The following is a 24,834-nucleotide window of genomic DNA, read 5'->3' on the forward strand; positions in this document are numbered from 1 at the left end:
ATCGTGCCGATCATGGACCAGCCGATCCGTGTCGATCGCAACGCCCTGACGCTGGGCTATGCCGGTGTGTACTCCTCGTTCCTGCTGTTCGCGGAGCGAGCGGAGAAGAAGTACGGCATCTCGGCGCGCGACATACTGGTCGAGTTGGGCCGTCGCGGCACCGTAGGCGGACAGGAAGACATGATTGAAGACCTGGCACTGACCATGGCGAAAGAGAAGGGGTTGATCTAATGGCTGAAGTATACGAGAACAAACTGACACCGGCACAGATTGAAGAGCTGGCGATTCACTGTGAAAACGCCGAGCTGGAAGCCTATGAGATCACCAAGATCACGGACGATTATCCTGAAATGACCTACAAGGATGCCTTCGACATCCAGTGGGAAATTCGTCGCCGCAAGGAAGAGCGTGGCCACAAGATCGTTGGCATGAAGATGGGCCTGACCTCTTGGGCCAAGATGGCGCAGATGGGTGTCGAGCAGCCCTGCTACGGTTTCCTGGCCGACTACTTTAGCGTACCTGAGGGTGGCGAGATTAAGCACGATGAGCTGATCCATCCGAAGATCGAGGCTGAATTGGCGTTTGTACTGAAACACGAACTGAAAGGCCCGGGCGTCCACATCGGTGATGTGCTGCGCGCCACCGATTTCGTCATGCCGGCCGTTGAAGTGATTGACTCACGCTACAAGGACTTCAAGTTTGACCTCAAGAGCGTGATTGCCGATAACTCCTCTTCCAGCCGCTTCGTTACCGGCGGTCGCATGGCCGACATCGCTGACGTGGATCTGAAGAACATTGGTGTGGTCATGGAGATCAATGGTGAAGTGGTGCAGACCGGTGCCGGTGCTGCCGTGCTGGGTCATCCGGCTGCATCCGTTGCCATGCTCGCCAATATGATGGCGGATCGTGGTGAAAGCCTGCCGGCAGGCAGCTTCATCATGATCGGTGCGATCACCGCAGCGGTGCAGGTGAACAAGGGTGATGCCTTCACCGTGCGTTATCAGGGTCTGGGTACTCTGAGCGGCAAATTCGTCTGAGGAGGCCACCATGCCGGTAGCACAAATCCACATCATGGAAGGGCGCTCGGATGAGCAGAAAGAGCAGCTGATCGCTGAAGTGACCAGCGCGATTGCTCGCTCACTCGACTCCCCTGAGGCCAATGTACGGGTCATCATTACCGAGATGCCGAAACAGCATTTCGGTATCGGTGGCCAGTCGGCCAAAAAGCTGGGGCGTTAGCGCACCAGCCAATGCAACATCGTTTTAACTCTCGTTGACTGTAGCTTTTACCCCGCCATTGGCGGGGTTCTTTTTTATTGGGGAACTACACGTTCTGCTGCCTTGGCCTTGTTAGGACGCTTGACATATACTGGTACGGAAACTCCGTACATGAAGGTGCCGTTATGGACACGATCAGTGTAAACAAATTTAGAGACAATCTGAAAGGCTTTGTAGAACAAGTGGTTAGCAGACATGAGCCACTCAAGGTAACTCGACGAGCCGGAGAGGCTTTCGTTGTAATGAGCGCCGATGACTGGGAGAGAGAACAAGAAACGCTTCATGTTCTCCAAAACCAGAGCCTCATGCAACAGATTGCCCACTCTCTGGAAACCCACAACCGCGACAAAGGCTATATACCGACTGAAGAGCAAATGAATGAGATCACTGGTATTTGAAGGCAACACCTGGGAAGCGTATGAAACTATGCGCGAGAAGGACAAACAATTGCACAAGGCTTTGTGTAAATTACTCAAGGAAATGCTGCGTTCAAACGATCCTGCTTCAGGATTGGGGAAGCCTGAACCACTTAAGCACAACCTCTCTGGCCTCTGGTCCAAACGGATATCACAAAAAGATCGTTTGATATATCGGTTTGACGAAAAGTCCATTTATATCTTCGCTATTGGTGGTCACTATGATCAGCCCTAACGTCGCTGTAAATTGTGTGCCGGAGCAACGGGATAGCACCTGGTGACGATCACCCTGCGGGGGCGGTCAGTACGGAGCTACTGCGAAGCGGTTTCGTTCAACTATTGCTTTCAGCGATCAACTACATAGTCAGTGGTGATTAGACGCTGTGTGTTGCGTGGCGCTAAGATAAAGTGACATATCCACATGATTGGAGATGTTGTCATGGATCAGGTTCAGGCGCCCGACTATTCGTTCAAGGAAGTGCTGTGGCGAGAGATTCGCCAGCACCGCACGGCAGCCATCGGGATGGCGGTTGCGGTGGTGGCTGTACTCTTGCTGCTGTTACAGAACAGCCTTGTTGAAATTCAAAATGGCGGCGGAGAGCGTTTTGGTAATGCCATGCTGGGTGGGCTGGGGGGCTTTGTCTCGACTGCTGTGGGGGCAAGCCTTGCGCTGCTGCTGCGGGATATAAAGGCCAGAACTCAGGATACCATGCTTGGGTTCGCCGCCGGCATGATGCTGGCGGCCAGTGCGTTCTCGCTGATTCTGCCGGGCATTGAGGCTGCTGAGCGCTTGGTCAGTGTGGGTTATATTGCGGCTGCAGTCGTGATTACTGGCATGGGGTTGGGCGTGTTGCTGATGTTGGGATTGGACAAGTTCACACCGCATGAACACGAAAACGAGGGGCCCTGTGGTCCGGGGTGCGAGCGAATAGGCAGAGTCTGGCTGTTTTTTCTGGCCATTGCACTGCATAACCTGCCCGAAGGGATGGCGATCGGGGTCAGTTTTGCCGACAACGACTTGAGTGTGGGTATGCCACTGACAACGGCTATTCTGTTCCAGAATGTTCCCGAAGGGTTGGCGGTTGCTTTGGCGCTCAGAGCGGCCATGTTGAGTCCCGTGATGGCTGCCATTGTCGCCTCGGGTACAGGCTTAATGGAGCTGCTGGGGGCATTCCTGGGTATCGGTATAGCGGGTGGTTTGCCACTGGCCTATCCGGTAGGGCTGGGGCTTGCGGCCGGGGCGATGATTTTTGTGGTATCACATGAGGTCATTCCCGAAACTCACCGCAACGGCCATCAGACACCGGCCACGCTTGGTTTGATGGGCGGTTTCGCCGCCATGCTGGTGCTGGATACCGTATTGGGATAGGCGGACCGGGCCGGGTTGCCTCTGTTCAGAGGTTGAACCTGGCCTTGGCCTGAGTTTCGGATGGCGTTTCACCGAACATTTTTCTGTACTCAGTTGAAAAGCGCCCCAAGTGATTGAAGCCCCAGCTGAATGCCAGGGTGGAAATGCTTTCTTCGCCTGTGCATCTAATAATGTCGGTACGAACACCTTCCATTCGGATGCGTTTCAAATAGGCAGTGGGTGGAACGCCGATATAGCGCTTGAAGTCAGAGTATAACTTGTTTCGTGAAACCCCTGATATCCACTCAATATCATCAATATGTATTTCGTTACGAGCATTCAACTTAAGGTAGTCAATGGTTTTAATCAGGTAAGAGGGCAGTTTGCTGTGAACCGCACGCTTGATTTCATCTGAATAGTTGTGTGGCTGTGAGGTGAGAATCCCCTTGATAAGTGCCTGCTCGATGTCACGAATAAAGGCAGGGCTGTTATACAGGCTATCAGGGTTGGAGAGCTCACTTTCAATATAATGAATGGTACGCCACCAGGCACTGGATGCACCGATGTTCGCATCCATTTTTGACTCGAAGATCAAGGGTTTGCTGATACTTTGCCCAATCAGGGATTCCAGGCCAAGCTCCATGGCCTGGCGGGAAATTCGTACCAGAGTTTTGCGGCAGTTGCCACTGATTCGCAACTCGCAGGCATTGGCCGGCGAGATGATGACACCGCTGGTTACGTTGGACTGAACCGTATTATCACCCGTATCCAGTTCCTGAAATCCACTGACTGGAAGGCTGATGCTATAACTGTTGTTGAGATCCTCAACTTTAACAGTAACGTCTGTGCCGTATTCAATATGGCCGATAGCCGTTGTCGTCGAGTTTAATACATTACCAATATGCCTGAAATGCATTTTTTTTGCATTGTGGACTTTCAGCTCATGTGGGCCACATATATTGGACATCCAGGAAATGGCATCACCCGCATCACGAATATCCGCAATAATCTTTGTGGGACCAGTACTTCCCAAATCGTAGTTTTTATTCAGCATCGAACAACCAGTTTTAATTATTATAAATATTCAGGTCTGTTGGGTTATTGCTTGAACCATTTTTCAATCTAGCACCTGGCGTGCAAACGGGTCAAGGTTTGGCCGGCTAGCGCTTCAGCCATGGATTCAACCAGACGAGGGAGGGGAAAAGAGGATAGATCTTCTGGAAAATGCGGATAGCTCCACAGTGAGCGGCTCTGGTCTTATGTACAGGACGAAAGAAACGGCGGGTGTGGTTACTGGCTCGCCACCAAAGGAGACCTGAGTATGAATAATAACAAACAGACCCTTGAGAGCTGGCGCGACAGGATTGAGTCCGCGCTTGACTACCGTCCTGATGACAAGACCTACCGAGTGGCTCGTGAGATCTTCACTGATCGAGAACTGTTCGATCTCGAGATGGAATTGATCTTTGAGAACACCTGGATTTTTGCCTGCCACGAAAGCCAGGTTGCCAATCCCAACGACTTTTTCACCATGAAAGCTGGCCGTCAGCCAATGATCATCACCCGTGATGCCAAGGGTGAAATTCATGCGCTGCTCAACGCCTGTCAGCACCGTGGGGCAACCCTGACGCGGGTGTGCAAGGGCAATCAGTCCACGTTTACCTGCCCATTCCATGCCTGGTGTTACAAGACCGATGGCAAGCTGGTTAAGGTCAAGGCGCCGGACGAGTACCCAGCGGACTTTGACAAGTCTACCCGCGGCCTGCGTAAGGCACTGGTCAGCAACTACAAGGGCTTTGTTTTTATCAACCTGAATACCGAGTCGGCTCAGTCGCTGGAAGAGTTTTTGGGCGATGCGAAGATCGGCTTCGACATGATGGCCGCTCAGTCCCCCACAGGCGAGCTTGAAGTACTGCCGGGGGCTTCGTCCTACACCTATGACGGCAACTGGAAGCTGCAGAACGAAAACGGTCTGGACGGTTACCATGTCAGCACCGTGCATTTTAACTATGTCGCTACCGTGCAGCAGCGTCAGCAGCAGGAAGCCGCCAAATCCAACGAAGCCCGTAAAACGCTGGATTACAGCAAGCTGGGTGCCGGTGACAAGGAAACCGATGATGGCTGGTTTGCATTCAAAAATGGCCACACCATCCTGTTCAGTGACATGCCCAACCCTGACGTGCGACCGGGCTATGCCTCGGTGATGCCGCGATTGGTGGAAGAGTATGGCCAGGCGCGCGCCGAGTGGATGATGCATCGCCTGCGTAACCTGAACATCTATCCCAGTCTCTTCTTCATGGATCAGATCAGCTCTCAGCTGCGTGTTATTCGCCCGGTGGCCTGGAACAAAACGGAAGTACACAGCTTCTGTCTGGGAGTGAAGGGTGAGTCAGATGCTGACCGTGAGAACCGTATCCGCCAGTTCGAAGATTTCTTCAATGTCTCTGGCATGGGTACGCCGGACGATCTGGTCGAGTTCCGTGAAGCCCAGATCGGCTTTGAAGGACGTGCCGAACGCTGGAACGATATCTCGCGCGGTTGTGAAAACTGGACATCAGAGCCCACAGTCAATACCGAAGCGCTGGGCATCAGCCCGGTACTGACCGGTACCGAGTTTACTCAGGAAGGCCTGTACGTGAATCAGCATTCCGCGTGGCAGCGTTATCTGCTCGAAGGTCTGGCAGCCAAGGCAAAGAAGGAGGGTTAAGCAATGAGCAATGTTATCCAGAGCATCGAGCAGTTCCTGTACCGCACATCCGAATATTGTGATCGTCAGCAGTGGGATGAATACCTGGCAGCGTTTGACGAGAGTGCCGAGTTTCATATGCCGCAATGGGATAGCGAGCATGTGTATACCACAGACCCCAAGCGTGAAATGTCTCTGATCTATTACCCGAATCGGGCCGGGCTAGAGGACCGAGTGTTCCGTATCCGTACCGGCAAAAGTGCAGCCTGTACCCCGATGCCGCGCACTGTACATCTGATCAACAATGTTCAGGCGGAACAGCAGGAAGATGGGCAGTGGAAGGCCAGAGTCAATTGGGTCACCCATTTCTACCGCTTTGGCGAAGCCGAATGCTTCTTTGGCTGGGCGGAATACCGTCTGCGTGAAGAGGGCAATGGCTGGAAGATCACCAGCAAGCGTTCCATCGTGTTGAATGACAAAATCCGCCATGTGCTGGATTTCTACCATGTCTGAGCACCGCAAGGTGCTCATGATCCCCGAAAGAAGTGGTGAGTAGTATGCATAAGGTAGCACTGAACTTCAGTGATGGACGGACCCATTTTATTTCGATCAACCCCGGTGAAATGCTGATCGATGCCGCACTGCGTCATGGCCTGACGTTGCCGGTTGATTGTCGCGAAGGGGTCTGTGCCTCCTGCAAGGGCACCTGCCAGTCGGGGCAATATGACCTCGAATATGTAGATGAGGATGCGCTCAGCGAAGATGATCTGGCCAGGGGCGGTATTCTGGCCTGCCAGATGCGGGTCGAAAGTGACTGTGCGGTACGCTTCGACTTTGACTCTTCGCTGTGCAGCAGTGCCGGGCCTGAAGTGGTTGAAACCGTTGTGGCAAAAGTGGAAGTGCTGTCTGACTCCACCGCAACGCTGCACCTGGATGCCAGTGGTCGCAAGGGGCAGCTGGACTTCCTGCCCGGTCAGTACGCCCATGTTCAGGTACCGGGTACCGACGAATGGCGATCTTACTCCTTTGCCTGTGAGCCCAATGAGAGCAACCAGCTGCAGTTGCTGATCCGTTTGCTGCCGGATGGAGTGATGAGCAATTACCTGCGTGAGCATGCCCAGCCCGGCGACCAGATCCGGCTGAAAGCGCCGCTGGGTGCCTTCTATCTGCACCAGGTCAAGCGCCCGCTGGTCATGGTGGCGGGGGGGACCGGGCTGGCGGCCTTTCTGGGCATGCTGGATCAGATGGAGTCAGCCCCCGACCGCGTCAATCAGCCGGTGACGCTGTTCTATGGCGTGACCCGCCCCGAGGACCTGTGCGAACTGGAGCGTCTGGAGCGCTACCGGCAGGCTGTCCCCGGGTTTCATTTTCAGACCATCGTCATGCAGCCCAGCGAAGGCTGGAAGGGTGCACAGGGGGTGGTGACGGATCTGTTTGAAGAGCATCACTTTAATGACGGTGAGGTCGACGCCTATCTGTGTGGCCCGCCGCCAATGGTCGAAGCGGTCAAGAACTGGCTGGATCAGCGTCAGATGGCGAATGCCAGCATCTACTTCGAGAAGTTTTCGGCCAGTTAACAGGTAGCCCAACACAATAATAATGATGAGGTAAGCACAATGAAAAAAGGCGTAATGCGTCCAGGCCATGTTCAAATCAGGGTGCTGGATCTGGATGAGGCTCTGGTTCATTACCGCGACCTGATGGGGCTGATCGAAGTGGATCGGGACAGTCAGGGCCGCGTGTATCTCAAGGGTTGGACCGAGGTGGATCGATTTTCGGTGGTGTTGCGTGAAGCCGATCAGCCGGGGATGGATTTCATGGGGTTCAAGGTGGTGAGTGAAGCGGCGCTGGAGCAGCTGCACGGCGAACTGATCGCCTTCGGCTGTCAGGTGGACCAGATTCCGGCCGGTGAGCTGGAAGGCTGTGGTCGTCGTATCCGCTTTGTGGCCCCGACCGGTCACAGCTTTGAGCTGTTCGCCGACAAGGTGCAGACCGGTCGCTACGGCGTGGGTAATCATAACCCGGAAGCCTGGCCGCGAGACCTCAAGGGCATGAAGGCCGAGCGCTTTGATCATTGCCTGCTGTATGGCCCGGAGCTGGACAAAACGCTGGAGCTGTTTAAAGAAGTCCTGGGCTTTGATCTGTGTGAGCAGGTGGTGACCCCTGATGGCAAGCGTGTGGCACAGTTTCTGACCTGCAGTATGAAGGCGCACGATATTGCTTTCATCGATCACCCCGAGCCCAATAAATTCCACCATGCCTCTTTCCTGCTGGAGACTTGGCAGGATGTGTTGCGGGCCGGGGATCTGATCTCGATGACCGATACCTCGATTGACATCGGTCCAACCCGTCACGGCATCACCCATGGTCAAACAATCTATTTCTTTGATCCATCCGGCAATCGGAATGAGGTATTCTGTGGCGGGGATTATTTCTACCCGGATCATGAGCCGATCACTTGGGACGCCGATATGCTTGGCAAAGCGATTTTCTATCACGATCGCCAGCTTAATGAACGCTTTCTGACTGCTTTGACCTGAGGCGGGATCTTCGCTTCGGCGCAGTCCTGACCAGAATAATAAAACATTGGAGTTTACCTATGTCTATCAAACGCTTACTCACTCCTGTCATGACCGGTGCACTGGCTCTGGCGATGGCTCTGCCGGCTCAGGCGCGCGACTTCCGCCTTGGCTTGATTACGCCTCCGTCACATAAATGGACGCAGGCTGCCGTTGCCTTTGCCGATGAGGTAAAGGAACAATCAGGTGGCGAGCACAATATTTCGATCTTTCCGGCGCAGCAGCTGGGTAACGAAGCCCAAATGGTGCAGCAACTGCAAACCGGTGCGCTGGATATGGCATTCCTTACTATTGCCGAGATTTCCAACCGGGTACCGGACTTCGGTGCGCTCTATGCTCCTTACCTAGTCGACAATATTGATCAGGCCGCCGCTCTGTTGAGATCCGATGCAGCCAACGATCTGTTGAACCAGTTGCCGGCCGAAGCGGGACTGGTCGGTGTTGGCTATGGCATGGCGGGAATGCGTCAGGTCATGAGTCGAAGCCCTGCCAAGGGGCCGGATGATCTGGTGGGCAAGAAGCTGCGCATTACACCGTTTGAGCCTCTGCGTGATTTCTACATGGCGACCGGTGCAGCACCGACGCCCCTGCCGCTGCCGGCCGTGTACGATGCGCTGGCCAATGGGCAGATCGATGCGATTGACATGGATTTTGACTCTATCCTGATCTTCAAGTTTTATGAACGTGCCGATAACCTGCTGATTTCAAACCATATGATGTTCCCAATGGTGGGTGTGGTATCCGGGCGTGTGTGGAAAGATCTGAGCAAAGAAGATCGCCAGTTGCTTCAGGCCAGCATGCGAAAGCATCTTGATGGTGTGATTGATCACTTCCAACAGCAGGAAAGTCAGCAGGAACAGCAGCTGCGTGCGCTTGATATTACTATCGAAGAGGCGGGTAGAGAGACTTTTGCTGCAGCCATCGATGACTGGGAAAAAATCTGGTCCGCCAAGGCCAAGTCGCTGCCCAACCTGAGACAGGCTGCTGCCGACATCAAGAGCAACTGAGCCTGAGCCACTCTGTAAAAGCCCGCAGCGGTAAACCCCGTTGCGGGTGAGGATTCCATTATGTTGAGAACCTTTTCCGAGGCATTGGCCAGAGTTGAAATGGTTGCGGCAGCGGTATTGGCTGGAGCCGTTACCCTTCTTATTTTGCTGAACATCGTCAGCCGCTCCCTGGGGATGGCGATCTATTGGGTTGATGAGCTGGCCATCTATGCCATGGTTTGGACCACTTTTCTGGCTACATCCGTTGTGCTCAAAAGACGTCAGGTCATTGCAGTCACTATACTGGTTGACCTGTTGGGCGAACGCAGTCGGGCGTGGATGCAGTGCTTTTCCGACTTGATGATCCTGGCTTTTGCCGTGAGTTTGATGGTTTTGTGCTGGCACTGGCTTGATCCCGCAACCCTGTATGCATTTGATTTTGATATCCGGGCATTTCAGGGTGATACATTCAATTTTGTATATTCGGAAAAAACAAATACTCTTGGGGCACTTAAAATATGGCCCTGGCTGATACTGCCATTTTTTTCGTTCACCCTAACCGTTCATGCATTGAGTAATATGGCAGGAAGCCTGAAGAAAGCTGTTTATTTCAAGAGGGCTTCGGCATGACGTTTGTTTTCTTTCTTATACTTCTTTTTTGCGCTGTTCCGATCGCACTGGTTCTGGCACTGACGGCATTATGGTATATCGCGACGTCCGGTAATACGGTGTTGTTCAGTTCCTATCCACAGCAGTTGTTTGGCGCCATTGAAAGCTACGGCCTGTTGGCGATTCCGTTGTTCATGCTGGCCGGCGAATTAATGAACGAGGGCGGGCTGACTTCACGCCTGATCAATCTGGCACGCATCTTTGTGGGAGGCTTCAGAGGCGGGCTTGCCTATATCAACCTCGTTGCCAACATGATGATGGCTGCGATCATGGGGTCTGCGGCGTCACAGATCGCGATCATGTCGCGAGCCATGGTGCCTGCAATGGAGAAGGAGGGTTATTCCGGCTCTTATGCGGCAGCTATCACCGCCGCTGGTGGCTTGCTGTCGCCCATCATTCCGCCCTCCATGCTGTTTGTGCTGTTTGGCGTATTGGCGCAGATCCCGATTGCCGAGATGTTCATCGCAGGTATCGTGCCTGGCTTGTTGATGTCGGGGCTATTTTTTATCGTCATCGCCGTGATCGGCTTGGTCCAGCAATACCCGGCAGGACAATGGCCCGATCGCCAGCAGATGAAAAGCTACATACTGATGGGTATTCCGGCTGGCCTGATACCGCTGGTGATCATCGGCGGTATTCTGACAGGTCTGGCGACCCCGACAGAGTCGGCGGCGCTGGCCTCGCTGGCCGCGTTGTTGATCGGCAAGTATGTCTACAAAGACCTTAAGTTTTCTCACCTGCCGGATATTCTCAAACGTACAGCGCTGAACTCGGGCATGGTGATCATGCTGATATCGGCCGCCGGTGTGTTTGGCTGGGTGATTGTGTATGAGCAGATTCCTCAGGCGGCAGCCGCGTGGATTGCACAGCAGACAACCGATCCCTTCGTGTTCATGTTGATGGTCGTAGGTGTACTGATTCTGGTGGGAATGGTGATCGATGGTATCGCGGCCCTGATTCTGGTGGTACCAATCCTGCTGCCAATTGCACAGCAACAGTTCGATATCAGTGCCTATCAGTTCGGTGTTGTGGTGTGCCTGACGCTGGTCATGGGGCTTTTGACACCACCTGTGGGGGCCGGGTTGTTCATTGGATCGTCAATGACCGGCATCCCGCCGATGAAAATCTTCCGCTCACTGTTGCCGTTCCTGTTGGCAACACTGGTTACCCTGATACTGCTCAGTGCCTTCCCTCAGCTGTCACTGATGCTGCTCTAGTTGATCAAGCAGGGTCAAGGCAAGGCGCGGGCTTTCAGGCCTGCGCCTTGCGCTTGGTTTGGCTGGGCTTCTCGCCAAACAGCAGCTGATATTCCTTGCTGAAGCGCCCCATATGTGAAAACCCCCAGTGTATGGCCGTATCGGTAACGGTCTGATGGTTATCAGGGTTCTGTAAAGATTCTCGTACTCGCTGGAGTCGAACGTTACGCAGGAACTCCATCGGGCTCATGTGGCGAAAGTCGCGAAATCCGGCATAGAGTGTGCGTACGCTTACACCCGCATGTTCGGCCAGCATGCCGGGGGTAAGCGGGTCTTTGGCATGTGACTCGATGTACTCTTCCACGCGTTTGACATGACGTGGGGCCAGTGACCGAGCATCCTGGGTGAGCTCCTCCAGGTAGTTACTGGGTTGCTGACTCAACAGCGTGCTGATGACCAGCTCTTCCAGTTGCCGGGATACCAGTGTTTGCTGAAGACAGTCAGGTGCATCTTTTTGCAACTGAATGATGTATTCCAACATGTGCAGCCAGGCAGGCGAGTGCAACCAGTCAAGGTGACAATCGAATTCTATCGGATGCTTGAGGTTGTGCCCCAGCAAGCGGCTGCAGACTTGCTCCAGCTCCAGGCGGCTTATGCGCAGCATCAACTGATCGCATTCGCTGTTGTAGTGCATCTTGAGGCGTTGAGTCGGGTTTAAAACTACGCCCTGCTGGCAGCTCGAGAGTAACGAACAGTCGCCACAGCTGATATCGGCCTTGCCTGTCAGTGGCATCTGGACCAGGAAGAAGTCGTCAAGGCACTCCGGGTCAACCTCGACCTCTCCACCATACTTAAGCCGATGGAATGAGACATGTCCTACTGAAAACTGGTGCAGTCTGGATTCGAGGGCAGAGGTGTGTCGAACGGGCTTCAAGTTATGTGGCTTGAATGACTGGCCGACCGTGTTTCTCACCTCATCAATATCGCAGGAGTTCAATACCAGGGTTTCAGGCTGATACAGCAAAGCATTCGCCAACATGGGCGGAATGGTTTTTTTGGGTGGCATGGGCTACTTCCCTTCTTATATTTATCTTTCCGCATTTAGAGCTGCGGCTGCTCAGGGTGTGATCATTATAAACAGGTGATGTGCAGGAGGTGGATAAACAATTTTACTTTTCTGCACTATATGGATAGTTGCTGCCGGAAATGGATCGTTTAAAAAGGCTAATTTTAAATAGTATGGGCTCTGAAATATGAAAAATAATAAAAGGAGCCATTTATGGGAATTCAGATTGATATCGACTCAAAAGACGGTTCAGGCGCATTTACCGGTTATCTGGCGGTTCCATCGGCAGGGAAGGGGCCGGGCCTGATTCTGCTGCAGGAGATTTTTGGTGTTAACGCTACGATGCGCGAGATCGCCGACTACTATGCCGAGGAGGGATATGTTGTTCTGGTGCCGGATCTGTTCTGGCGTCAGGAAGCCAATGTAGAGCTGGGCTATGACCAAGACTCATGGCAGAAGGCGTTTGGGTTCTTTCAAGGCTTCGATCAGGACAAGGGTGTTGAAGACATCGATGCCGCTTTGAGTGCCCTGCGCTCACGTGAAGAGTGTACGGGTGGCGTGGGTGTGCTGGGTTTTTGCTTGGGTGCCCGCATGGCGTACCTGACGGCCTGCCGCTGTGACGTGGATGCGGCCATCGGCTACTACGGCATGGGGATGGAGAACCATCTGGATGAAGCGGATAACATTAAGGGACGCCTGCTGCTGCATTTTGCCGAAAACGATGAATACTGTCCGGCATCTGCACGCAACGATATCTTTGCGGCTCTGGAGTCGCACGAGAATGTTGAGCTGTACCTCTATCCCGGGGTAGATCATGCCTTTGCGCGTCCGGGCTCTGAGCATTATCACAAACCTTCAGCCCTGATTGCTCATGAACGTTCAGTTGCCGTATTGCGCCGAGCCATCGGTCCTCATTACAACCTGTCTCACCTGTGGGACAAGCACTGTGAGTACGAATTCGATACCCGCAACGTCGACGATACCATGGCAACCATGGTGGCAGAGCCCTACGTTAACCACATTCCGACGCTGACCGGCGGGGTTGGTTACAAGGACCTGTACCGTTTCTACAAACATCACTTCGTCAACTCAAATCCGGCTGACACCAAGCTGATCCCGATTTCTCGCACCATAGGTGATACCCAGATCGTGGATGAGCTGCTGTTCTGTTTTACCCATGACCGCGAAATCGACTGGCTGGTGCCAGGTATCGAGCCGACCGGCAAGTATGTGGAAGTTCCTTTTGTTGCAGTGGTGAAATTCCGCGGCGACAAGCTTTACCACGAGCATATCTACTGGGATCAGGCCACGGTGCTGGTGCAGCTGGGTGTGCTGGACCCCAAGGGATTGCCGGTCGCCGGTCGTGAAACGGCTGCGAAGCTGCTTGACGAGACTCTGCCATCCAACGAGTTGATGCCAACCTGGCCCAGCAGCGCTGGAAAGGAATGAGGGCGTGGCCATGAGTGAGTTCAACAATCGTACGGCGCTGATTACCGGGGGAGCTACCCTGATCGGTGCGGCCCTGGCTGAGGCTTTCGTTCGTGATGGGGCCAATGTGGCGATTCTGGATATCGACGCACAGGCCGGGGCGAGTCTGGCGGATCGGCTGGGCCCTGCGGCTCTGTTTATCAAAACCGACATTACGGACGACAGTCAGCTTAAAGCCGCTGTTCGGCAGACAGCAGAGCATTTCGGTGGGCTACATTATCTGATCAACCTGGCGTGCAGTTACCTCGATGAGGGTGCCGACTCCAACCGGGAGGACTGGCTCAAGGCGCTGGATATCAATGTGGTCAGTGCTGTCATGGCCGCACGGGCAGTGCGTCCCTGGTTAAGCAAGTCAAAAGGCGGCTGCATCGTCAACTTTACCAGCATTTCGGCTCAAGCCGCCCAGACCGGCCGCTGGATTTACCCCGCCAGCAAGGCGGCTCTCAAACATCTTACCCGCAGCATGGCACTGGATTTCGCCGCGGATGGCATACGGGTCAACTCGGTTTCGCCGGGCTGGACCTGGTCTCGTGTAATCGAAGAAGTCAGTGGTGGTGATCGGGCGAAGGCCGATCGCGTGGCAGCACCTTTCCACATGTTGGGGCGTTTGGGTGGTCCTGATGAGGTGGCGGAGGTGGTGCTTTTCCTTTGCTCGCCACGGGCAAGTTTCGTAACCGGTGCGGACTACGCCGTTGATGGCGGTTACTCCTCACTGGGACCGGAACAGCAGGAACCGGCCATTCCCAAATTGGCGGAATAACCGTCCAGCTTTAACTCAACAACGGGTCGATTCACTCGGCCCGCAGCATAACAATAAGATCGGAGTCTCTCCATGACACGCAAAATCGCAATCGTAGGTGCGGGCCAGTCTGGCCTGCAAACGGGTATCGGCCTGCTCAAGGCCGGCTATGACGTGACCATTCTTTCCAACCGTACCGGCGAGCAGATTCGCAGTGGTAAGGTCATGTCCAGTCAGTGCATGTTCGACCAAGCACTGCAGACCGAGCGAGAACTGGGGTTGAATTTCTGGGAGCACGACTGCCCGCCGGTGGAGGGAATAGGGGTGTCCGTCCCCAACCCCGAAAAGGCAGGCGACAAACTGATCGACTGGTCGGCTCGACTGGATAATAAGGCCCAGTCGGTGGACCAACGCCTGAAAATGCCGGTCTGGATGGACGAGTTTGAACGGCTGGGTGGTGAGCTGCAGATCTGTGATGTGGGCGTGGCTGAACTGGAAGAGTTGGCGGCGGCCTATGAGCTGGTGCTGGTAGCCGCCGGCAAGGGCGAAATCGTGCGCATGTTTGAGCGTGATGAACAGCGCTCTCGCTTTGATAAACCGCAGCGTGCACTGGCACTGACCTACGTTCACGGCATGACCCCCAAGGAGCCCTACTCCCGCGTGGCCTTCAACCTGATACCGGGGGTGGGCGAATACTTTGTCTTCCCGGCTCTCACATTGAGCGGACCCTGTGAAATCATGGTGTTTGAGGGGATTCCGGGTGGCCCCATGGACTGCTGGGGCGATGTCACAACGCCGCAGGAGCACCTGCAGCGCAGCCTTGAAATCATCCGTACCTACGCACCCTGGGAAGCCGAGCGATGCCACAACGTTGAGTTGACGGATGACGGCGGTGTACTGGCTGGCCGCTTCGCGCCAACGGTTCGCAAGCCAGTGGCAACTCTGCCGTCAGGTCGCAAGGTGATGGGCATTGCCGATGCGCTGGTGGTCAACGATCCAATTACCGGTCAAGGCTCCAATAATGGTGCAAAATGCAGCCGAGTGTATCTCAACGCGATACTGTCTCATGGCGATCAACCCTTCACTGAAGAGTGGATGCAGCAGACCTTTGAAACCTACTGGGCATATGCGTCTCAGGTAGTCGAGTGGACCAATGCTTTTCTTCTGCCCCCGCCACAGCACATTCTGGAACTGTTAGGGGCCGCCCAGCAGTCACCATCGCTGGCAGCACGTCTTGCCAATGGCTTTGACAACCCGCCCGACTACATGCCCTGGTGGTTGGATGCCGAAGCGTGCCAGAACCTTATCGACACCCATATGCAACAGGGAGCGGCCTGAGATGACAACAATGAACACTGCCAATGCGGCGATCGAAACGAAAGCCCCCGCCGCCGCTACCCTTGCACCTGCACTCGATCCACGAGCATTTCGTGATGCACTTGGGCTGTTTGCAACCGGTGTGACAGTGGTAACGGCTCGGGGAAGCGATGGTCAGCCGATCGGGATAACGGCAAACTCTTTCTCTTCATTGTCTCTGGACCCGCCGCTGGTACTTTGGAGTCTGGCGCTGCGATCTCCTAACTGTGGTGCATTTGAGGAGGGACGGCCGTTTGCGATTAACGTTCTCCAGCGAGAGCAGGAAGCGCTTGCATTGCAGTTTGCACGACCGGTTGAAGACAAGTTTCGGGACGTGGAGTACCGGCTTAACAGTCATCGAGTGCCGTTGCTTGACGGGGCTCAGGCGCAGTTGGAATGTACGGTGGAGTTTACGCGCGTGCTGGGTGATCACCTGTTGATTGTTGGGCGTGTTGAGGCCCTGACGACCTTGCCGAGCGAGCCCTTGCTGTTTTACAGGGGGGCCTTCGTACAGCTGGCAAATTGAAACCAGGGGTGCCGCCATCTGTGCGCGGCGCCTTGATAACAATAACAACACAGGATTCCGTGCATGATGAATATATCGAGTAAACAGGGGTTGACTGCCGCGATTGCGCTGGCATTGATGTTGACGGTAGAGGCTCGGGCCACAGAGGGCGGCGGCTCCAATTATCCGATGGGGGCCGAGAACTACCTGATGGGCGTGCTGCCACCGCCTGGTGTGTACCCGCTGATCTATGCCAATCGTTATGCTGCCGACGATTTGATGGATGATTCCGGCGATAGCTTGCCGATCGACTTCCGCTTGCGTGCCAATGTGGTCGCGCCACGTCTGGTTTGGGTCACTGACAAGACCATTCTGGGTGGTCAGCTATTCCATGCAGCCCTGCTGCCGCTGGTAGATCTGGATGTCTCGGTAAATGGTATGGCTGACAGTAATCAGGGTATTGGTGACCTCGACCTGACCGCGTTTGCTTTGGCGTATCATCACAGCCCCAACTTTCACTCTGTGGTCGGTATGGATATCTTCGTCCCGACAGGTGAGTACGATGCCGGCGAGATGGCCAACATAGGTCGCAATTACTGGGGTATACAGGCCGCGTATGCGGCGTCCTGGGTCAACCCCACGGGTTGGAATGCCGACATCAAGGTGATGTACGACTACAACTTCGAAAATGACGACACTGACTACCAGTCAGGTCAGGAGCTTCATTTTGATTACTCGCTTGGCTACGGCGTTAGTCCCAATTGGGTCGTGGGTGTGGGTGGCTATGGTTACAAACAGACCACACCTGACAAGGTGAACGGAGTTGACATTGGCAACGAGGGGCAGGCTTTCGCTATTGGTCCATCCATCAAGTATGACAATGGTCAGGGTTTCTTCCTGTCATTGAAGTACCAGAAAGAATTTGCCGTTGAGAACCGTCCTGAAGGTGATGCCTTCTGGATCAAGACCATCATCCCCTTCTGATCGGTCTTTCCGGTCCTGATCTCAGGGCCGGCATTTTTCACATGCCATTCTTCCGTTGTCATCCGCTTGCAGATCGATATTGATAAAATCTCGGTTACAATGCGCACTGAACAAGGATGCTGGAATGGATGGCCCTATGCTCCCCAATGAAAAATCACTGCTTAATATTCGTCGCTCCCCGTTGGCTATGCTGCGGGGGATGCTGGATCTTACAATTGCGCTGCTCCTTATGTGGGGAATGTTCAAGGCACAGGAAAGGGTGCCATTTTGGGACAGCTGGTGGCTGGTCGAGCAGTACCGGGCCTTGGCCACCCGTTTTCTGTGGGAAGGAGCGGGCATTCCGGCCAGTTGGATAGCAGCAGTATTTGGTCTGCTGGCACTGTTGGTGGGTGCAGGGGCATTGCGTCAGTTGATACGTGAAGCCAGTCGGCGTTACTCAGTAACCAGCCTGAGGATCTTGAGCCGTCGTGGTTTGATCGGTCGGGCGACTGATGAACTGTACCTGCTCAGTGTGGATGGTGTGTCGCTGCATCAAGGCCCACTGGGCCGGCTGTTGGGGCATGCCGATCTGATCATCTCAGGCAGGGGCAACAACCAATTGAAATTTACCTTTGTGCGCTCGCCGGATGAGGTGCGGGAAAAAATAGACCGTATCGTGCTGGCGCGCAGAAGCAAACAATCTCAGGAATGAAGAAGGGCTGGCATCGGTGGTGTCTGCGGGTGGTGATGCCTGTCACCACCCGAATTTGATCAATGGCGAATCAGATAATCGAAGGCGCCGAGGGCGGCCGTCGAGCCTGATCCCATGGCGATGATGATCTGCTTGTACGGTGTCGCGGTTACATCACCGGCCGCGAACACACCCGGCATGGAGGTGGCGCCGTGGCTGTCGATGACGATCTCGCCGCGCTCGGTCAGTTCCAGGCTGTTTTTCAGCCACTCGCTGTTCGGCACCAGACCGATCTGTACGAAGATGCCGGCCACATCCACCACATGAGACTCATCGGTCTTGCGGTCCTTGTACTTCAGGCCGATCACCTTGTTGCCGTCCCCCAGTACTTCGGTGGTCATCGCCTGCTTGATGATGGTGATGTTGGGCAGGGACTCTGCCTTCTTCACCAGCACGCTGTCGGCGCGCAGGGTGTCGGAGAACTCCAGCACGGTCACGTCCTTGACGATGCCGGCCAGATCAATCGCCGCCTCGATGCCAGAGTTGCCGCCACCGATCACCGCGACACTCTTGCCCTTGAACAGCGGACCGTCGCAGTGCGGGCAGTAGGCCACGCCCTTGCCGCGGTATTCCTGCTCGCCCGGTACGTTCATTTCACGCCAGCGAGCGCCGGTGGCGAGAATCACGCTGCGGCTCTTCAGCGTCACACCGCTGGCCAGTTCCACCTCGATCAGCTCGCCTTTGGTCAATTTTGCCGCTGACTGCTCGGTGATCACCTCGACTTCATACTCTTTTACGTGCTGCTCCAGGCTGGCGACCAGTTTCGGGCCTTCTGTGTAAGGCACTGAGATGAAGTTCTCGATGCCGACGGTATCCATCACCTGACCGCCAAAGCGCTCGGCGACCACACCGGTGCGGATGCCCTTGCGTGCGGCGTAGATCGCTGCCGAGGCACCGGCCGGGCCACCACCGACGATCAACACTTCGTAAGGCTCGCGCGCGTTCAGCTCAGCCGCCTTCTTCTCGGCTGCGCCGGTATCCAGCTTGTTGACGATCTCGGCCAGCGTCATGCGGCCCTGACCAAAGTGTTCGCCGTTCAGATAGACGGACGGAACGGCCATGATCTGACGTTCTTCAACTTCTTTTTGGAACAGGGCACCGTCGATCATGGTGTGGGTGATGTTCGGGTTCAGCACCGCCATCAGGTTCAATGCCTGTACCACGTCCGGGCAGTTCTGGCACGACAGTGAGATGTAGGTCTCGAAGTGGAACTCACCCTTCAGGTTGCGGATCTGCTCCTGCATTGCTGCATCGGCCTTGGACGGATGACCGCCGGCCTGCAGCAGTGCCAGCACCAGCGAGGTGAATTCGTGGCCCATGGGGATACCGGCGAAGTTGACCCGCGGTGTCTGACCGGCAGGGCCGACGGCGAGACTGGGAGCGCGTGCGCCCTCAACCTGTCTGAGGGTGATTTTTTCATTAAGCTCAGCGATTTCCTGTGCCAGGTCGCTGAGTTCTCGTGATTTGGGGCTGTCATTACTCGACACGCTCAGCTCAATCGGGGCCACAATATTTTGCAGGTAGGTGTTCAATTGCTGTTTCAGATTGGCATCCAACATATACGTATCCCTGTGTTTGTGAGGTCGTGTCAGATAAGCATGTATAACGAAAAGGATTTTGCAAAGCGGGGGGAGAGGAAGACCCGCCGGTCAGTGCAAACCGGCGGGGGGACAGCAGGCTGATCTTAGATTTTGCCAACCAGGTCCAGAGACGGTGCCAGAGTGGCTTCGCCTTCTTTCCACTTCGCCGGGCATACTTCACCCGGGTGAGAAGCTACGTACTGAGCGGCTTTAACCTTGCGCAGCAGGTCGTCAGCGTCACGGCCGATGCCTTCGGCAGTGATTTCAACAGCCTGGATCACACCCTGCGGGTCGATCAGGAAGGTAGCACGGTCAGCCAGACCCATGCCTTCACGCATTACACCAAAGTTGTTGGTGATGGTGCCGGTCTGGTCGCCAACCATGTAGTACTGGATCTTGCCGATGGTTTCAGACGTGTCGTGCCAAGCTTTGTGAGTGAAGTGAGTGTCGGTAGACACAGAGAACACTTCCACGCCCAGCTTCTGCAGTTCTTCGTATTTGTCAGCTACGTCACCCAGCTCGGTCGGGCAAACGAAAGTGAAGTCAGCCGGGTAGAAGAAGAATACGGCCCACTTGCCTTTTACATCAGCTTCGGTGATTTCAACGAACTCACCCGCTTTGAATGCAGTTGCCTTGAACGGTTTGATTTCGGTATTGACGATACCCATGTGTGTATTTCTCCTTGGCTCGATTGAGTGGATCGTTTTGAAGTCGAAGACAATACTAGAGCAGAATTGCAGCCTAATGAAATTGATAGCCGCTAATTGGTTGATAAATTTTATCTATCAGCAACTGTGCTGCAAAACAGCTCACATCAGTTTATGCTGATTCCATGAAATGGCAATAACTGCCGGATTTCGCCCTTGAGCATGAGAAAAGAATCTTGCCCAAGGGGTTGAAACCCGACCAGACTGCCCTGAAGAATTGAATACGGACTGATTTTTTACGCCAAGCCAAGTAAGGAGGCGAACATGCAAACCAACCGTATTGGACTGGACAGCGACAAATCGAAGCAGCTGGCTGAAAGACTCAACACACTGCTGGCCAACTACCAAATCTTCTACATGAATGTACGTGGGTACCACTGGAATGTGCGTGGCCCCGAATTTTTCGAACTGCACGTCAAGTTTGAGGAGCAGTACAACGACCTGCTGCTGAAAGTGGACGAGATCGCCGAACGTGTTCTGACACTGGGTCATCGACCGATGCATGCGTTCAGCGACTACCTGGAAAACAGCGAAGTCAAGGAAGCCAAAAATGTAACCGAAGGCAAGCTCTGTGTGCAGGGCCTGTTGCAGGGTTACAAGCAGCTGATCAGCATGCAGCGTGAAGTCATGGAACTGGCTCAGGATGCTCAGGACGAAGGTACTGCCACCCTGATGAGTGACTACATCACTCAGCAGGAGAAGACAGTGTGGATGTTCAGCGCCTGGATGGGCTGATCATCCGTTGTAGTCATCAAGCGCGGCCTGACGGGCGCGCTTGTAATCTACGACCGGTGCGGGGCGCCCTAAGTGGCGCCCCGCACCGGGCTTGTGACGTTCTTTTGGCGGGAGGCTGACGAGTTCCGGCAGCCAGGTAGCGATAAACTCTCCGTTGGGGTCAAACTTTTCACTCTGCAGTTGTGGATTGAAAATGCGGAAGTAGGGTGCGGCATCTGCCCCGACTGACGCACTCCAGGCCCACCCCCCCAAATTGGAAGCGAAATCCCCATCAATCAGCTTTGACATGAAGAACGCTTCACCCCGGCGCCAGTCGATACGGAGCAGCTTGGTCAGGAAGCTGGCAACAATCATGCGCAAGCGATTGTGCATCCACCCGGTGGCCAGTAACTGTTTCATGGCAGCGTCAACAATGGGATATCCGGTTTCCCCTGCCTTCCAGGCCTCGAAGGCCTTCTCGTTTTCAAGCCAGCTGATGCGTGTTTCCACTTCGGGTCGAAACGGCTCAAGTCGACTTTGGCCAGGGAAAGCCACCAGCAGGTGGCGGTAGAATTCGCGCCAGATCAACTCATTCAGCCAAGTGCTTTCCAGCCAGCTGTCATCGCCTCGTGCCTGTTGCAGCGCCGCCAGACACTGGCGAGCGGACAGTGCTCCGATTGTCAGTGCGGGGGACAGGCTTGATGTTCCCTTGATGGCGGGGAAGTCGCGTTTTTCGGCGTAACAGGGCTCCTGCGATTCCACAAAACCTTGCAACTGTTCCAACAGAGCCGCTTGATCAACGGGCCAGCGCAAGCGGTCATAGGCATCGGAGTCGGCCCGAGCGTGTGCGGTTGTTGAGGTTTGATCTGACACAGGAACGGCTGTGGGGGTGGGCAGGGGGGCATGGTCGACCTGCAGCAGATGACGTCGCCAGGCGCGGCTGAAAGGGGTGAATACCTTGAAGGGGCCTCCGTTGCCGGTCAGTACACTGCCCGGTGGCAGAATCAGGTCGCCATGATAGCCCCAAGCGGCAATCCCGGCAGACTGCAGCGTTTCACACACTGTTCGGTCACGGTTTTGCTCATTGAGCGGGTATTCGTAGTTGAAATGCAGATGGCTTGCCTGCAGCGAACGCGCCAGCTCAAGAATTGCTGCAGGGCAGTCACTGAACCTCTGCAACGAGAGCCGGAGCAGCGGAATGTTAAGGGCTTCAAGTTCGGTCTGTAGCCAGTTGAGACGATCTTGCCAGAAAGCAATACGGGCCGAGGATTCATGGTGTGTTTCCCACTGTTGTGGGGTCAGGCAGACCAGTGCCGTAACCGGCTCACCTCGGCTGCAGGCAGCATGCAGTGCCGGGTTGTCCTGCAGGCGCAGGTCGTTGCGAAACCAGACGAGTTGCATTCAGATGTAGTTCCTAAGCCCCAGCTCGTGCGGGTGCGGGTTCAGGTAGGTCTGTGAGCGAATGTAATCAGAGCCGAAGCGCTTGACGTAGTGCTTGAGCAGGGCCAATGGCACAACCAGATGAACATGCTCCTGACGGTACTGCTCGATGGCATCCAGCAACTCCTGCTTGCACTCGCTGTCTATCTCTTTCTTGAGATAACCGAGTATGTGCATCAGTACATTGGTGTGTGTCTTGCGTGTGGCCTTGTGACTCATGTGATGCATGAAGCGACTGATGTAATGCTGCATCACTTCTGGTAGCGGTTGCTGGTGCGCATCGGCCAGATAACGACCCAGCTCACGGTAGCCTTCATAGTGATGCGCCATGAGCAAATACTTCTGCCGGCTGTGGAACTGAATGATGGCGTGATAGGAAGGGTCAGGCTCGATACTGGTTTTCCAGTCATCGTAGGCGAATACGCGTGCAATAAAGTTTTCTCGCAGCACGGCATCGTTCATCCGAGCCTCTTCTTCAAGAGGCAGCTCTGGATTGGTCTGCCGTAACGCACGCACAAACAACCCTTGATCGGCGGTGTTCGGCATGCCGTTGGGGTGATAGACCTTGACCCGCTCCATGCCGCAGCTGGGGGAGCCTTTCATCAGAATAAAACCGCGCAGTTCTCTGTTTTGACGGGCAAACTCGGTGCCGACCGCCAACAGGTCGTCAGTGGCATCCAGACTGGGGTCATTGGTGCCCAGTGCACGAGGCAATTCATCGGGCAGGCCAACCAGGCGTATCGGTTCACGGGGTATGCCAAGACCTGCCGCCACTTCAGGGCAGAAGGTCTTGAACTCGAAACAGTCCTGCAACACATCCAGACAGTAGCGAGATTGCTTGTGACCGCCGTTGTAGCGCACTTTCTGACCGGTCAGGCAGGCACTGATGCCGACCGGAATTTTGCCTGCTGTCTGATCCGACATGGACACTCCCAGTTTGTTTACAGACCGATAAAGGGCTGTACCAGCCGCCCAACCAGTCCGCTGAACTTGAGCGGGGCATCGGTGGCGATCAGGCAAATACACTCTTCATCGGTATCGACCAGTGGCTGGTGGCTCACTTCACCATCAAGGTCGGCCACATCACCCTGACAGAAACGCCCCAACTCGTCATTATAGGAGCCTTTCAGGATCAGCGTCAGCTCATTGCCGCCGTGAGTGTGGTGCGGTACCGAAACCCCTGGCGAAATACGCAGCAGGCGTGTGGCACCGGGACCATCCAGGTGCAGGTCGAGCTGTTTGACGCCGTATCCGATCCGTTTCCAGGGCAACTCATCCAGCGGCTTGTCGAGCAGTTGTGCCAAAGGTGCCGGCAGCTCCGGGTTGGCGTAGGCTTCCGGCACCGAAGTGCAGAGTTCGTGTTCCGGTTCATCAAGCCGTGCCAGCAGCTGCTCAAAGGCATCAGTTTGCAGGTGGCTTGGTGGCAGTTGTTCCAGCAGTGCTCCGCCAACCGCATCGGTGGCGTGCATCCGTTCACGACAGTGCGGGCACCAGTGCAGATGACAGGCAACCAGAAGTGCCATGCCCTGTGGCAAGGTACCAGCGGAGTACGCCATCAGGGTTGCGTCGTCAAAATGATGGCTGATTTTCACTCTTCTTCCCCCCAGTGGGCCTTGAGCTTACTGAATGCGAGTCTCAATCGTGACTTTACACTGCCCAGCGGTATACCCAGCTGGTCAGCGATCTCGGAATGGCTCTTGCCCTCGTAATAGGATAAATGCAGCACCTGAGCCTGATTTTCGGGCAGCGTCTCGATTGCAGCCCGCATGCGATCTTCCAGTACCCCGTGCTCGTTCATATCACGCTCATCAGGATCCGGTTCTTCTTCAGGCAGCTCGTACAATGGCATTTTGTCGCGCCGCATCCGGTCGATGCTTTGGTTTCGCGCCAGGGTGAATATCCAGGTACTGGCACTGGCCTTGGCTCGATTGAACAGGTGCGCCTTGCGCCAGACCAGCAGCATTGCTTCCTGGGTGATCTCTTCAGCACTGGCTTCAGGCATCCCCAAACGCAAGATGTAGGATTTGACCCGAGGGGCAAAGTGGGAGAATAGGCGAGCAAATTCAGACTTGTCCCGGCTCTCGGCCAGTGCAGTCAGACAGGCACTCCAGTCATCACGCACCTGCTTTCTCCTTTCCTCTGAGTCGCGCGCTCTGAGAGCGGCAGAATCAACAGCGGCAGCGTTCACATCGCCTCCTTCAGGCTGGTCTATCTGCATTTGCTCTCCATACGCATGAGTGGCCGTGGGTGGATCAGGCTGGATACTGATATTTCTGTTGTTGATACAGTATTGGCTTCACAATGTCGATGATCCAGCCATATCAGGGACGCGTAAGAGGCAACAGATGCATTTTTTTGAAAAGGCCC

At 54.9% G+C, this 24,834-nt stretch carries 28 protein-coding genes; 20 read left to right on the forward strand and 8 right to left on the reverse strand.

Annotated elements, in window-relative coordinates:
• From ABIE61_RS05695 to ABIE61_RS05720, 6 genes are all read left to right on the forward strand, one after another.
• Nucleotides 1-231, forward strand: a 231-nt coding sequence (locus tag ABIE61_RS05695) for a 4-hydroxy-2-oxovalerate aldolase family protein (RefSeq protein WP_502915042.1), incomplete at its 5' end; no start/stop codon positions are given.
• A complete protein-coding gene (dmpH, locus tag ABIE61_RS05700; protein WP_091825175.1) occupies nt 231-1,037 on the forward strand; it encodes a 2-oxo-3-hexenedioate decarboxylase in 807 nt (268 codons plus the stop codon). The genes ABIE61_RS05695 and dmpH, both read left to right, overlap by 1 nt.
• A gap of 10 nt (nt 1,038-1,047) precedes the next feature.
• Nucleotides 1,048-1,239, forward strand: a complete 192-nt coding sequence (locus ABIE61_RS05705) for a 4-oxalocrotonate tautomerase (protein WP_091825178.1) — start codon at nt 1,048-1,050, stop codon at nt 1,237-1,239.
• A 164-nt stretch (nt 1,240-1,403) separates the two neighbouring features.
• Complete coding sequence (locus tag ABIE61_RS05710; RefSeq protein ID WP_354407546.1) at nt 1,404-1,676, forward strand: type II toxin-antitoxin system Phd/YefM family antitoxin; 273 nt, start codon at nt 1,404-1,406, stop codon at nt 1,674-1,676.
• Nucleotides 1,657-1,929, forward strand: coding sequence for a Txe/YoeB family addiction module toxin (locus ABIE61_RS05715; RefSeq protein WP_354407549.1), 273 nt, complete (start codon nt 1,657-1,659; stop codon nt 1,927-1,929). The genes ABIE61_RS05710 and ABIE61_RS05715 overlap by 20 nt, the downstream gene beginning before the upstream one ends.
• A 204-nt stretch (nt 1,930-2,133) precedes the next feature.
• Nucleotides 2,134-3,063, forward strand: a complete 930-nt coding sequence (locus ABIE61_RS05720; RefSeq protein WP_354407552.1) for a ZIP family metal transporter — start codon at nt 2,134-2,136, stop codon at nt 3,061-3,063.
• A gap of 25 nt (nt 3,064-3,088) precedes the next feature.
• Here the strand turns inward: ABIE61_RS05720 and ABIE61_RS05725 are convergent, their stop codons facing one another.
• Nucleotides 3,089-4,096, reverse strand: coding sequence for an AraC family transcriptional regulator (locus ABIE61_RS05725; protein WP_354407554.1), 1,008 nt, complete (start codon nt 4,094-4,096; stop codon nt 3,089-3,091).
• A 267-nt stretch (nt 4,097-4,363) separates the two neighbouring features.
• On the opposite strand from ABIE61_RS05725, the gene antA reads away from it, so the two are divergent.
• From antA to ABIE61_RS05760, 7 genes are all read left to right on the forward strand, one after another.
• Nucleotides 4,364-5,749, forward strand: coding sequence for an anthranilate 1,2-dioxygenase large subunit (gene antA, locus ABIE61_RS05730; protein WP_354407557.1), 1,386 nt, complete (start codon nt 4,364-4,366; stop codon nt 5,747-5,749).
• A 3-nt stretch (nt 5,750-5,752) separates the two neighbouring features.
• A complete protein-coding gene (antB, locus tag ABIE61_RS05735) occupies nt 5,753-6,241 on the forward strand; it encodes an anthranilate 1,2-dioxygenase small subunit (protein WP_354407560.1) in 489 nt (162 codons plus the stop codon).
• Between the two features lie 44 nt (nt 6,242-6,285).
• A complete protein-coding gene (antC, locus tag ABIE61_RS05740; protein WP_354407563.1) occupies nt 6,286-7,305 on the forward strand; it encodes an anthranilate 1,2-dioxygenase electron transfer component AntC in 1,020 nt (339 codons plus the stop codon).
• A gap of 39 nt (nt 7,306-7,344) precedes the next feature.
• Nucleotides 7,345-8,268: a catechol 2,3-dioxygenase gene (locus ABIE61_RS05745; protein ID WP_354407566.1), complete on the forward strand. Its 924-nt coding sequence runs from the start codon at nt 7,345-7,347 to the stop codon at nt 8,266-8,268.
• Between the two features lie 59 nt (nt 8,269-8,327).
• A complete protein-coding gene (locus ABIE61_RS05750) occupies nt 8,328-9,314 on the forward strand; it encodes a TRAP transporter substrate-binding protein (protein WP_354407568.1) in 987 nt (328 codons plus the stop codon).
• A gap of 99 nt (nt 9,315-9,413) precedes the next feature.
• Nucleotides 9,414-9,923, forward strand: a complete 510-nt coding sequence (locus ABIE61_RS05755; protein WP_354407570.1) for a TRAP transporter small permease — start codon at nt 9,414-9,416, stop codon at nt 9,921-9,923.
• The gene (locus ABIE61_RS05760; protein WP_206840202.1) at nt 9,920-11,179 is read left to right on the forward strand and encodes a TRAP transporter large permease; all 1,260 of its coding nucleotides are present in this window, start codon (nt 9,920-9,922) and stop codon (nt 11,177-11,179) included. The genes ABIE61_RS05755 and ABIE61_RS05760 overlap by 4 nt, the downstream gene beginning before the upstream one ends.
• A gap of 34 nt (nt 11,180-11,213) precedes the next feature.
• On the opposite strand, the gene ABIE61_RS05765 is transcribed toward ABIE61_RS05760, so the two are convergent.
• Entirely contained in the window at nt 11,214-12,224 is a 1,011-nt protein-coding gene (locus ABIE61_RS05765) for an AraC family transcriptional regulator (RefSeq protein WP_354407572.1), read from the reverse strand.
• 213 nt (nt 12,225-12,437) lie between these two features.
• Between ABIE61_RS05765 and ABIE61_RS05770 the strand changes: the two genes are divergently transcribed.
• The 6 genes from ABIE61_RS05770 (at nt 12,438) to ABIE61_RS05795 (ending at nt 17,987) form a co-directional block, all read left to right on the forward strand.
• Nucleotides 12,438-13,673 carry a dienelactone hydrolase family protein gene (locus ABIE61_RS05770; RefSeq protein WP_354407574.1) on the forward strand — a complete coding sequence of 412 codons (1,236 nt, stop codon included), beginning with the start codon at nt 12,438-12,440 and terminating at the stop codon, nt 13,671-13,673.
• Between the two features lie 10 nt (nt 13,674-13,683).
• Nucleotides 13,684-14,472, forward strand: a complete 789-nt coding sequence (locus ABIE61_RS05775) for an SDR family oxidoreductase (protein WP_354407577.1) — start codon at nt 13,684-13,686, stop codon at nt 14,470-14,472.
• 72 nt (nt 14,473-14,544) lie between these two features.
• Complete coding sequence (locus tag ABIE61_RS05780) at nt 14,545-15,789, forward strand: styrene monooxygenase/indole monooxygenase family protein (RefSeq protein WP_354407578.1); 1,245 nt, start codon at nt 14,545-14,547, stop codon at nt 15,787-15,789.
• Nucleotide 15,790: 1 nt separating this feature from the next.
• Nucleotides 15,791-16,333, forward strand: coding sequence for a flavin reductase family protein (locus ABIE61_RS05785; RefSeq protein ID WP_354407581.1), 543 nt, complete (start codon nt 15,791-15,793; stop codon nt 16,331-16,333).
• 63 nt (nt 16,334-16,396) lie between these two features.
• Nucleotides 16,397-17,296, forward strand: coding sequence for a SphA family protein (locus tag ABIE61_RS05790; protein WP_354407583.1), 900 nt, complete (start codon nt 16,397-16,399; stop codon nt 17,294-17,296).
• A gap of 124 nt (nt 17,297-17,420) precedes the next feature.
• Complete coding sequence (locus ABIE61_RS05795; protein WP_354407586.1) at nt 17,421-17,987, forward strand: PH domain-containing protein; 567 nt, start codon at nt 17,421-17,423, stop codon at nt 17,985-17,987.
• Between the two features lie 59 nt (nt 17,988-18,046).
• Here the strand turns inward: ABIE61_RS05795 and ahpF are convergent, their stop codons facing one another.
• Nucleotides 18,047-19,585: an alkyl hydroperoxide reductase subunit F gene (gene ahpF / locus ABIE61_RS05800; protein WP_354407589.1), complete on the reverse strand. Its 1,539-nt coding sequence runs from the start codon at nt 19,583-19,585 to the stop codon at nt 18,047-18,049.
• Nucleotides 19,586-19,710: 125 nt separating this feature from the next.
• Nucleotides 19,711-20,268 carry an alkyl hydroperoxide reductase subunit C gene (gene ahpC, locus ABIE61_RS05805; RefSeq protein WP_425270444.1) on the reverse strand — a complete coding sequence of 186 codons (558 nt, stop codon included), beginning with the start codon at nt 20,266-20,268 and terminating at the stop codon, nt 19,711-19,713.
• A 309-nt stretch (nt 20,269-20,577) separates the two neighbouring features.
• On the opposite strand from ahpC, the gene ABIE61_RS05810 reads away from it, so the two are divergent.
• Nucleotides 20,578-21,048, forward strand: coding sequence for a Dps family protein (locus ABIE61_RS05810; RefSeq protein WP_091825208.1), 471 nt, complete (start codon nt 20,578-20,580; stop codon nt 21,046-21,048).
• Here the strand turns inward: ABIE61_RS05810 and phrB are convergent, their stop codons facing one another.
• The 4 genes from phrB to ABIE61_RS05830 are packed head-to-tail and all read right to left on the reverse strand — an operon-like array spanning nt 21,049 to nt 24,685.
• Nucleotides 21,049-22,428: a deoxyribodipyrimidine photo-lyase gene (phrB, locus tag ABIE61_RS05815; RefSeq protein ID WP_354407592.1), complete on the reverse strand. Its 1,380-nt coding sequence runs from the start codon at nt 22,426-22,428 to the stop codon at nt 21,049-21,051.
• Nucleotides 22,429-23,391, reverse strand: coding sequence for a YbgA family protein (locus tag ABIE61_RS05820; RefSeq protein WP_354407595.1), 963 nt, complete (start codon nt 23,389-23,391; stop codon nt 22,429-22,431).
• A gap of 17 nt (nt 23,392-23,408) precedes the next feature.
• The gene (locus tag ABIE61_RS05825) at nt 23,409-24,059 is read right to left on the reverse strand and encodes a ChrR family anti-sigma-E factor (protein ID WP_354407597.1); all 651 of its coding nucleotides are present in this window, start codon (nt 24,057-24,059) and stop codon (nt 23,409-23,411) included.
• A complete protein-coding gene (locus tag ABIE61_RS05830) occupies nt 24,056-24,685 on the reverse strand; it encodes a sigma-70 family RNA polymerase sigma factor (RefSeq protein ID WP_206840233.1) in 630 nt (209 codons plus the stop codon). Before ABIE61_RS05830 ends, ABIE61_RS05825 begins: the two co-directional genes overlap by 4 nt.
• Nucleotides 24,686-24,834 lie beyond the last annotated feature (149 nt).

It is taken from the genome of Marinobacterium sp. MBR-111, from assembly GCF_040547585.1.
Taxonomy (GTDB): Bacteria; Pseudomonadota; Gammaproteobacteria; order Pseudomonadales; family Balneatricaceae; genus Marinobacterium; species Marinobacterium iners.

Coding starts and splice junctions, on each gene's coding strand:
- ABIE61_RS05720 (WP_354407552.1), top strand. CDS start 2,134: ATGGATCAGGTTCAGGCGCCCGACTATTCGTTCAAGGAAGTGCTGTGG.
- ABIE61_RS05810 (WP_091825208.1), top strand. CDS start 20,578: ATGCAAACCAACCGTATTGGACTGGACAGCGACAAATCGAAGCAGCTG.
- antA (WP_354407557.1), top strand. CDS start 4,364: ATGAATAATAACAAACAGACCCTTGAGAGCTGGCGCGACAGGATTGAG.
- ABIE61_RS05830 (WP_206840233.1), bottom strand. CDS start 24,685: ATGCAGATAGACCAGCCTGAAGGAGGCGATGTGAACGCTGCCGCTGTT.
- ABIE61_RS05710 (WP_354407546.1), top strand. CDS start 1,404: ATGGACACGATCAGTGTAAACAAATTTAGAGACAATCTGAAAGGCTTT.
- ABIE61_RS05775 (WP_354407577.1), top strand. CDS start 13,684: ATGAGTGAGTTCAACAATCGTACGGCGCTGATTACCGGGGGAGCTACC.
- ABIE61_RS05715 (WP_354407549.1), top strand. CDS start 1,657: ATGAGATCACTGGTATTTGAAGGCAACACCTGGGAAGCGTATGAAACT.
- antB (WP_354407560.1), top strand. CDS start 5,753: ATGAGCAATGTTATCCAGAGCATCGAGCAGTTCCTGTACCGCACATCC.
- ABIE61_RS05795 (WP_354407586.1), top strand. CDS start 17,421: ATGGATGGCCCTATGCTCCCCAATGAAAAATCACTGCTTAATATTCGT.
- dmpH (WP_091825175.1), top strand. CDS start 231: ATGGCTGAAGTATACGAGAACAAACTGACACCGGCACAGATTGAAGAG.
- ahpF (WP_354407589.1), bottom strand. CDS start 19,585: ATGTTGGATGCCAATCTGAAACAGCAATTGAACACCTACCTGCAAAAT.
- ABIE61_RS05765 (WP_354407572.1), bottom strand. CDS start 12,224: ATGCCACCCAAAAAAACCATTCCGCCCATGTTGGCGAATGCTTTGCTG.
- ABIE61_RS05755 (WP_354407570.1), top strand. CDS start 9,414: ATGGTTGCGGCAGCGGTATTGGCTGGAGCCGTTACCCTTCTTATTTTG.
- ABIE61_RS05705 (WP_091825178.1), top strand. CDS start 1,048: ATGCCGGTAGCACAAATCCACATCATGGAAGGGCGCTCGGATGAGCAG.
- ABIE61_RS05780 (WP_354407578.1), top strand. CDS start 14,545: ATGACACGCAAAATCGCAATCGTAGGTGCGGGCCAGTCTGGCCTGCAA.
- ABIE61_RS05750 (WP_354407568.1), top strand. CDS start 8,328: ATGTCTATCAAACGCTTACTCACTCCTGTCATGACCGGTGCACTGGCT.
- ABIE61_RS05760 (WP_206840202.1), top strand. CDS start 9,920: ATGACGTTTGTTTTCTTTCTTATACTTCTTTTTTGCGCTGTTCCGATC.
- phrB (WP_354407592.1), bottom strand. CDS start 22,428: ATGCAACTCGTCTGGTTTCGCAACGACCTGCGCCTGCAGGACAACCCG.
- antC (WP_354407563.1), top strand. CDS start 6,286: ATGCATAAGGTAGCACTGAACTTCAGTGATGGACGGACCCATTTTATT.
- ABIE61_RS05725 (WP_354407554.1), bottom strand. CDS start 4,096: ATGCTGAATAAAAACTACGATTTGGGAAGTACTGGTCCCACAAAGATT.
- ABIE61_RS05785 (WP_354407581.1), top strand. CDS start 15,791: ATGACAACAATGAACACTGCCAATGCGGCGATCGAAACGAAAGCCCCC.
- ABIE61_RS05820 (WP_354407595.1), bottom strand. CDS start 23,391: ATGTCGGATCAGACAGCAGGCAAAATTCCGGTCGGCATCAGTGCCTGC.
- ABIE61_RS05790 (WP_354407583.1), top strand. CDS start 16,397: ATGATGAATATATCGAGTAAACAGGGGTTGACTGCCGCGATTGCGCTG.
- ABIE61_RS05770 (WP_354407574.1), top strand. CDS start 12,438: ATGGGAATTCAGATTGATATCGACTCAAAAGACGGTTCAGGCGCATTT.
- ABIE61_RS05745 (WP_354407566.1), top strand. CDS start 7,345: ATGAAAAAAGGCGTAATGCGTCCAGGCCATGTTCAAATCAGGGTGCTG.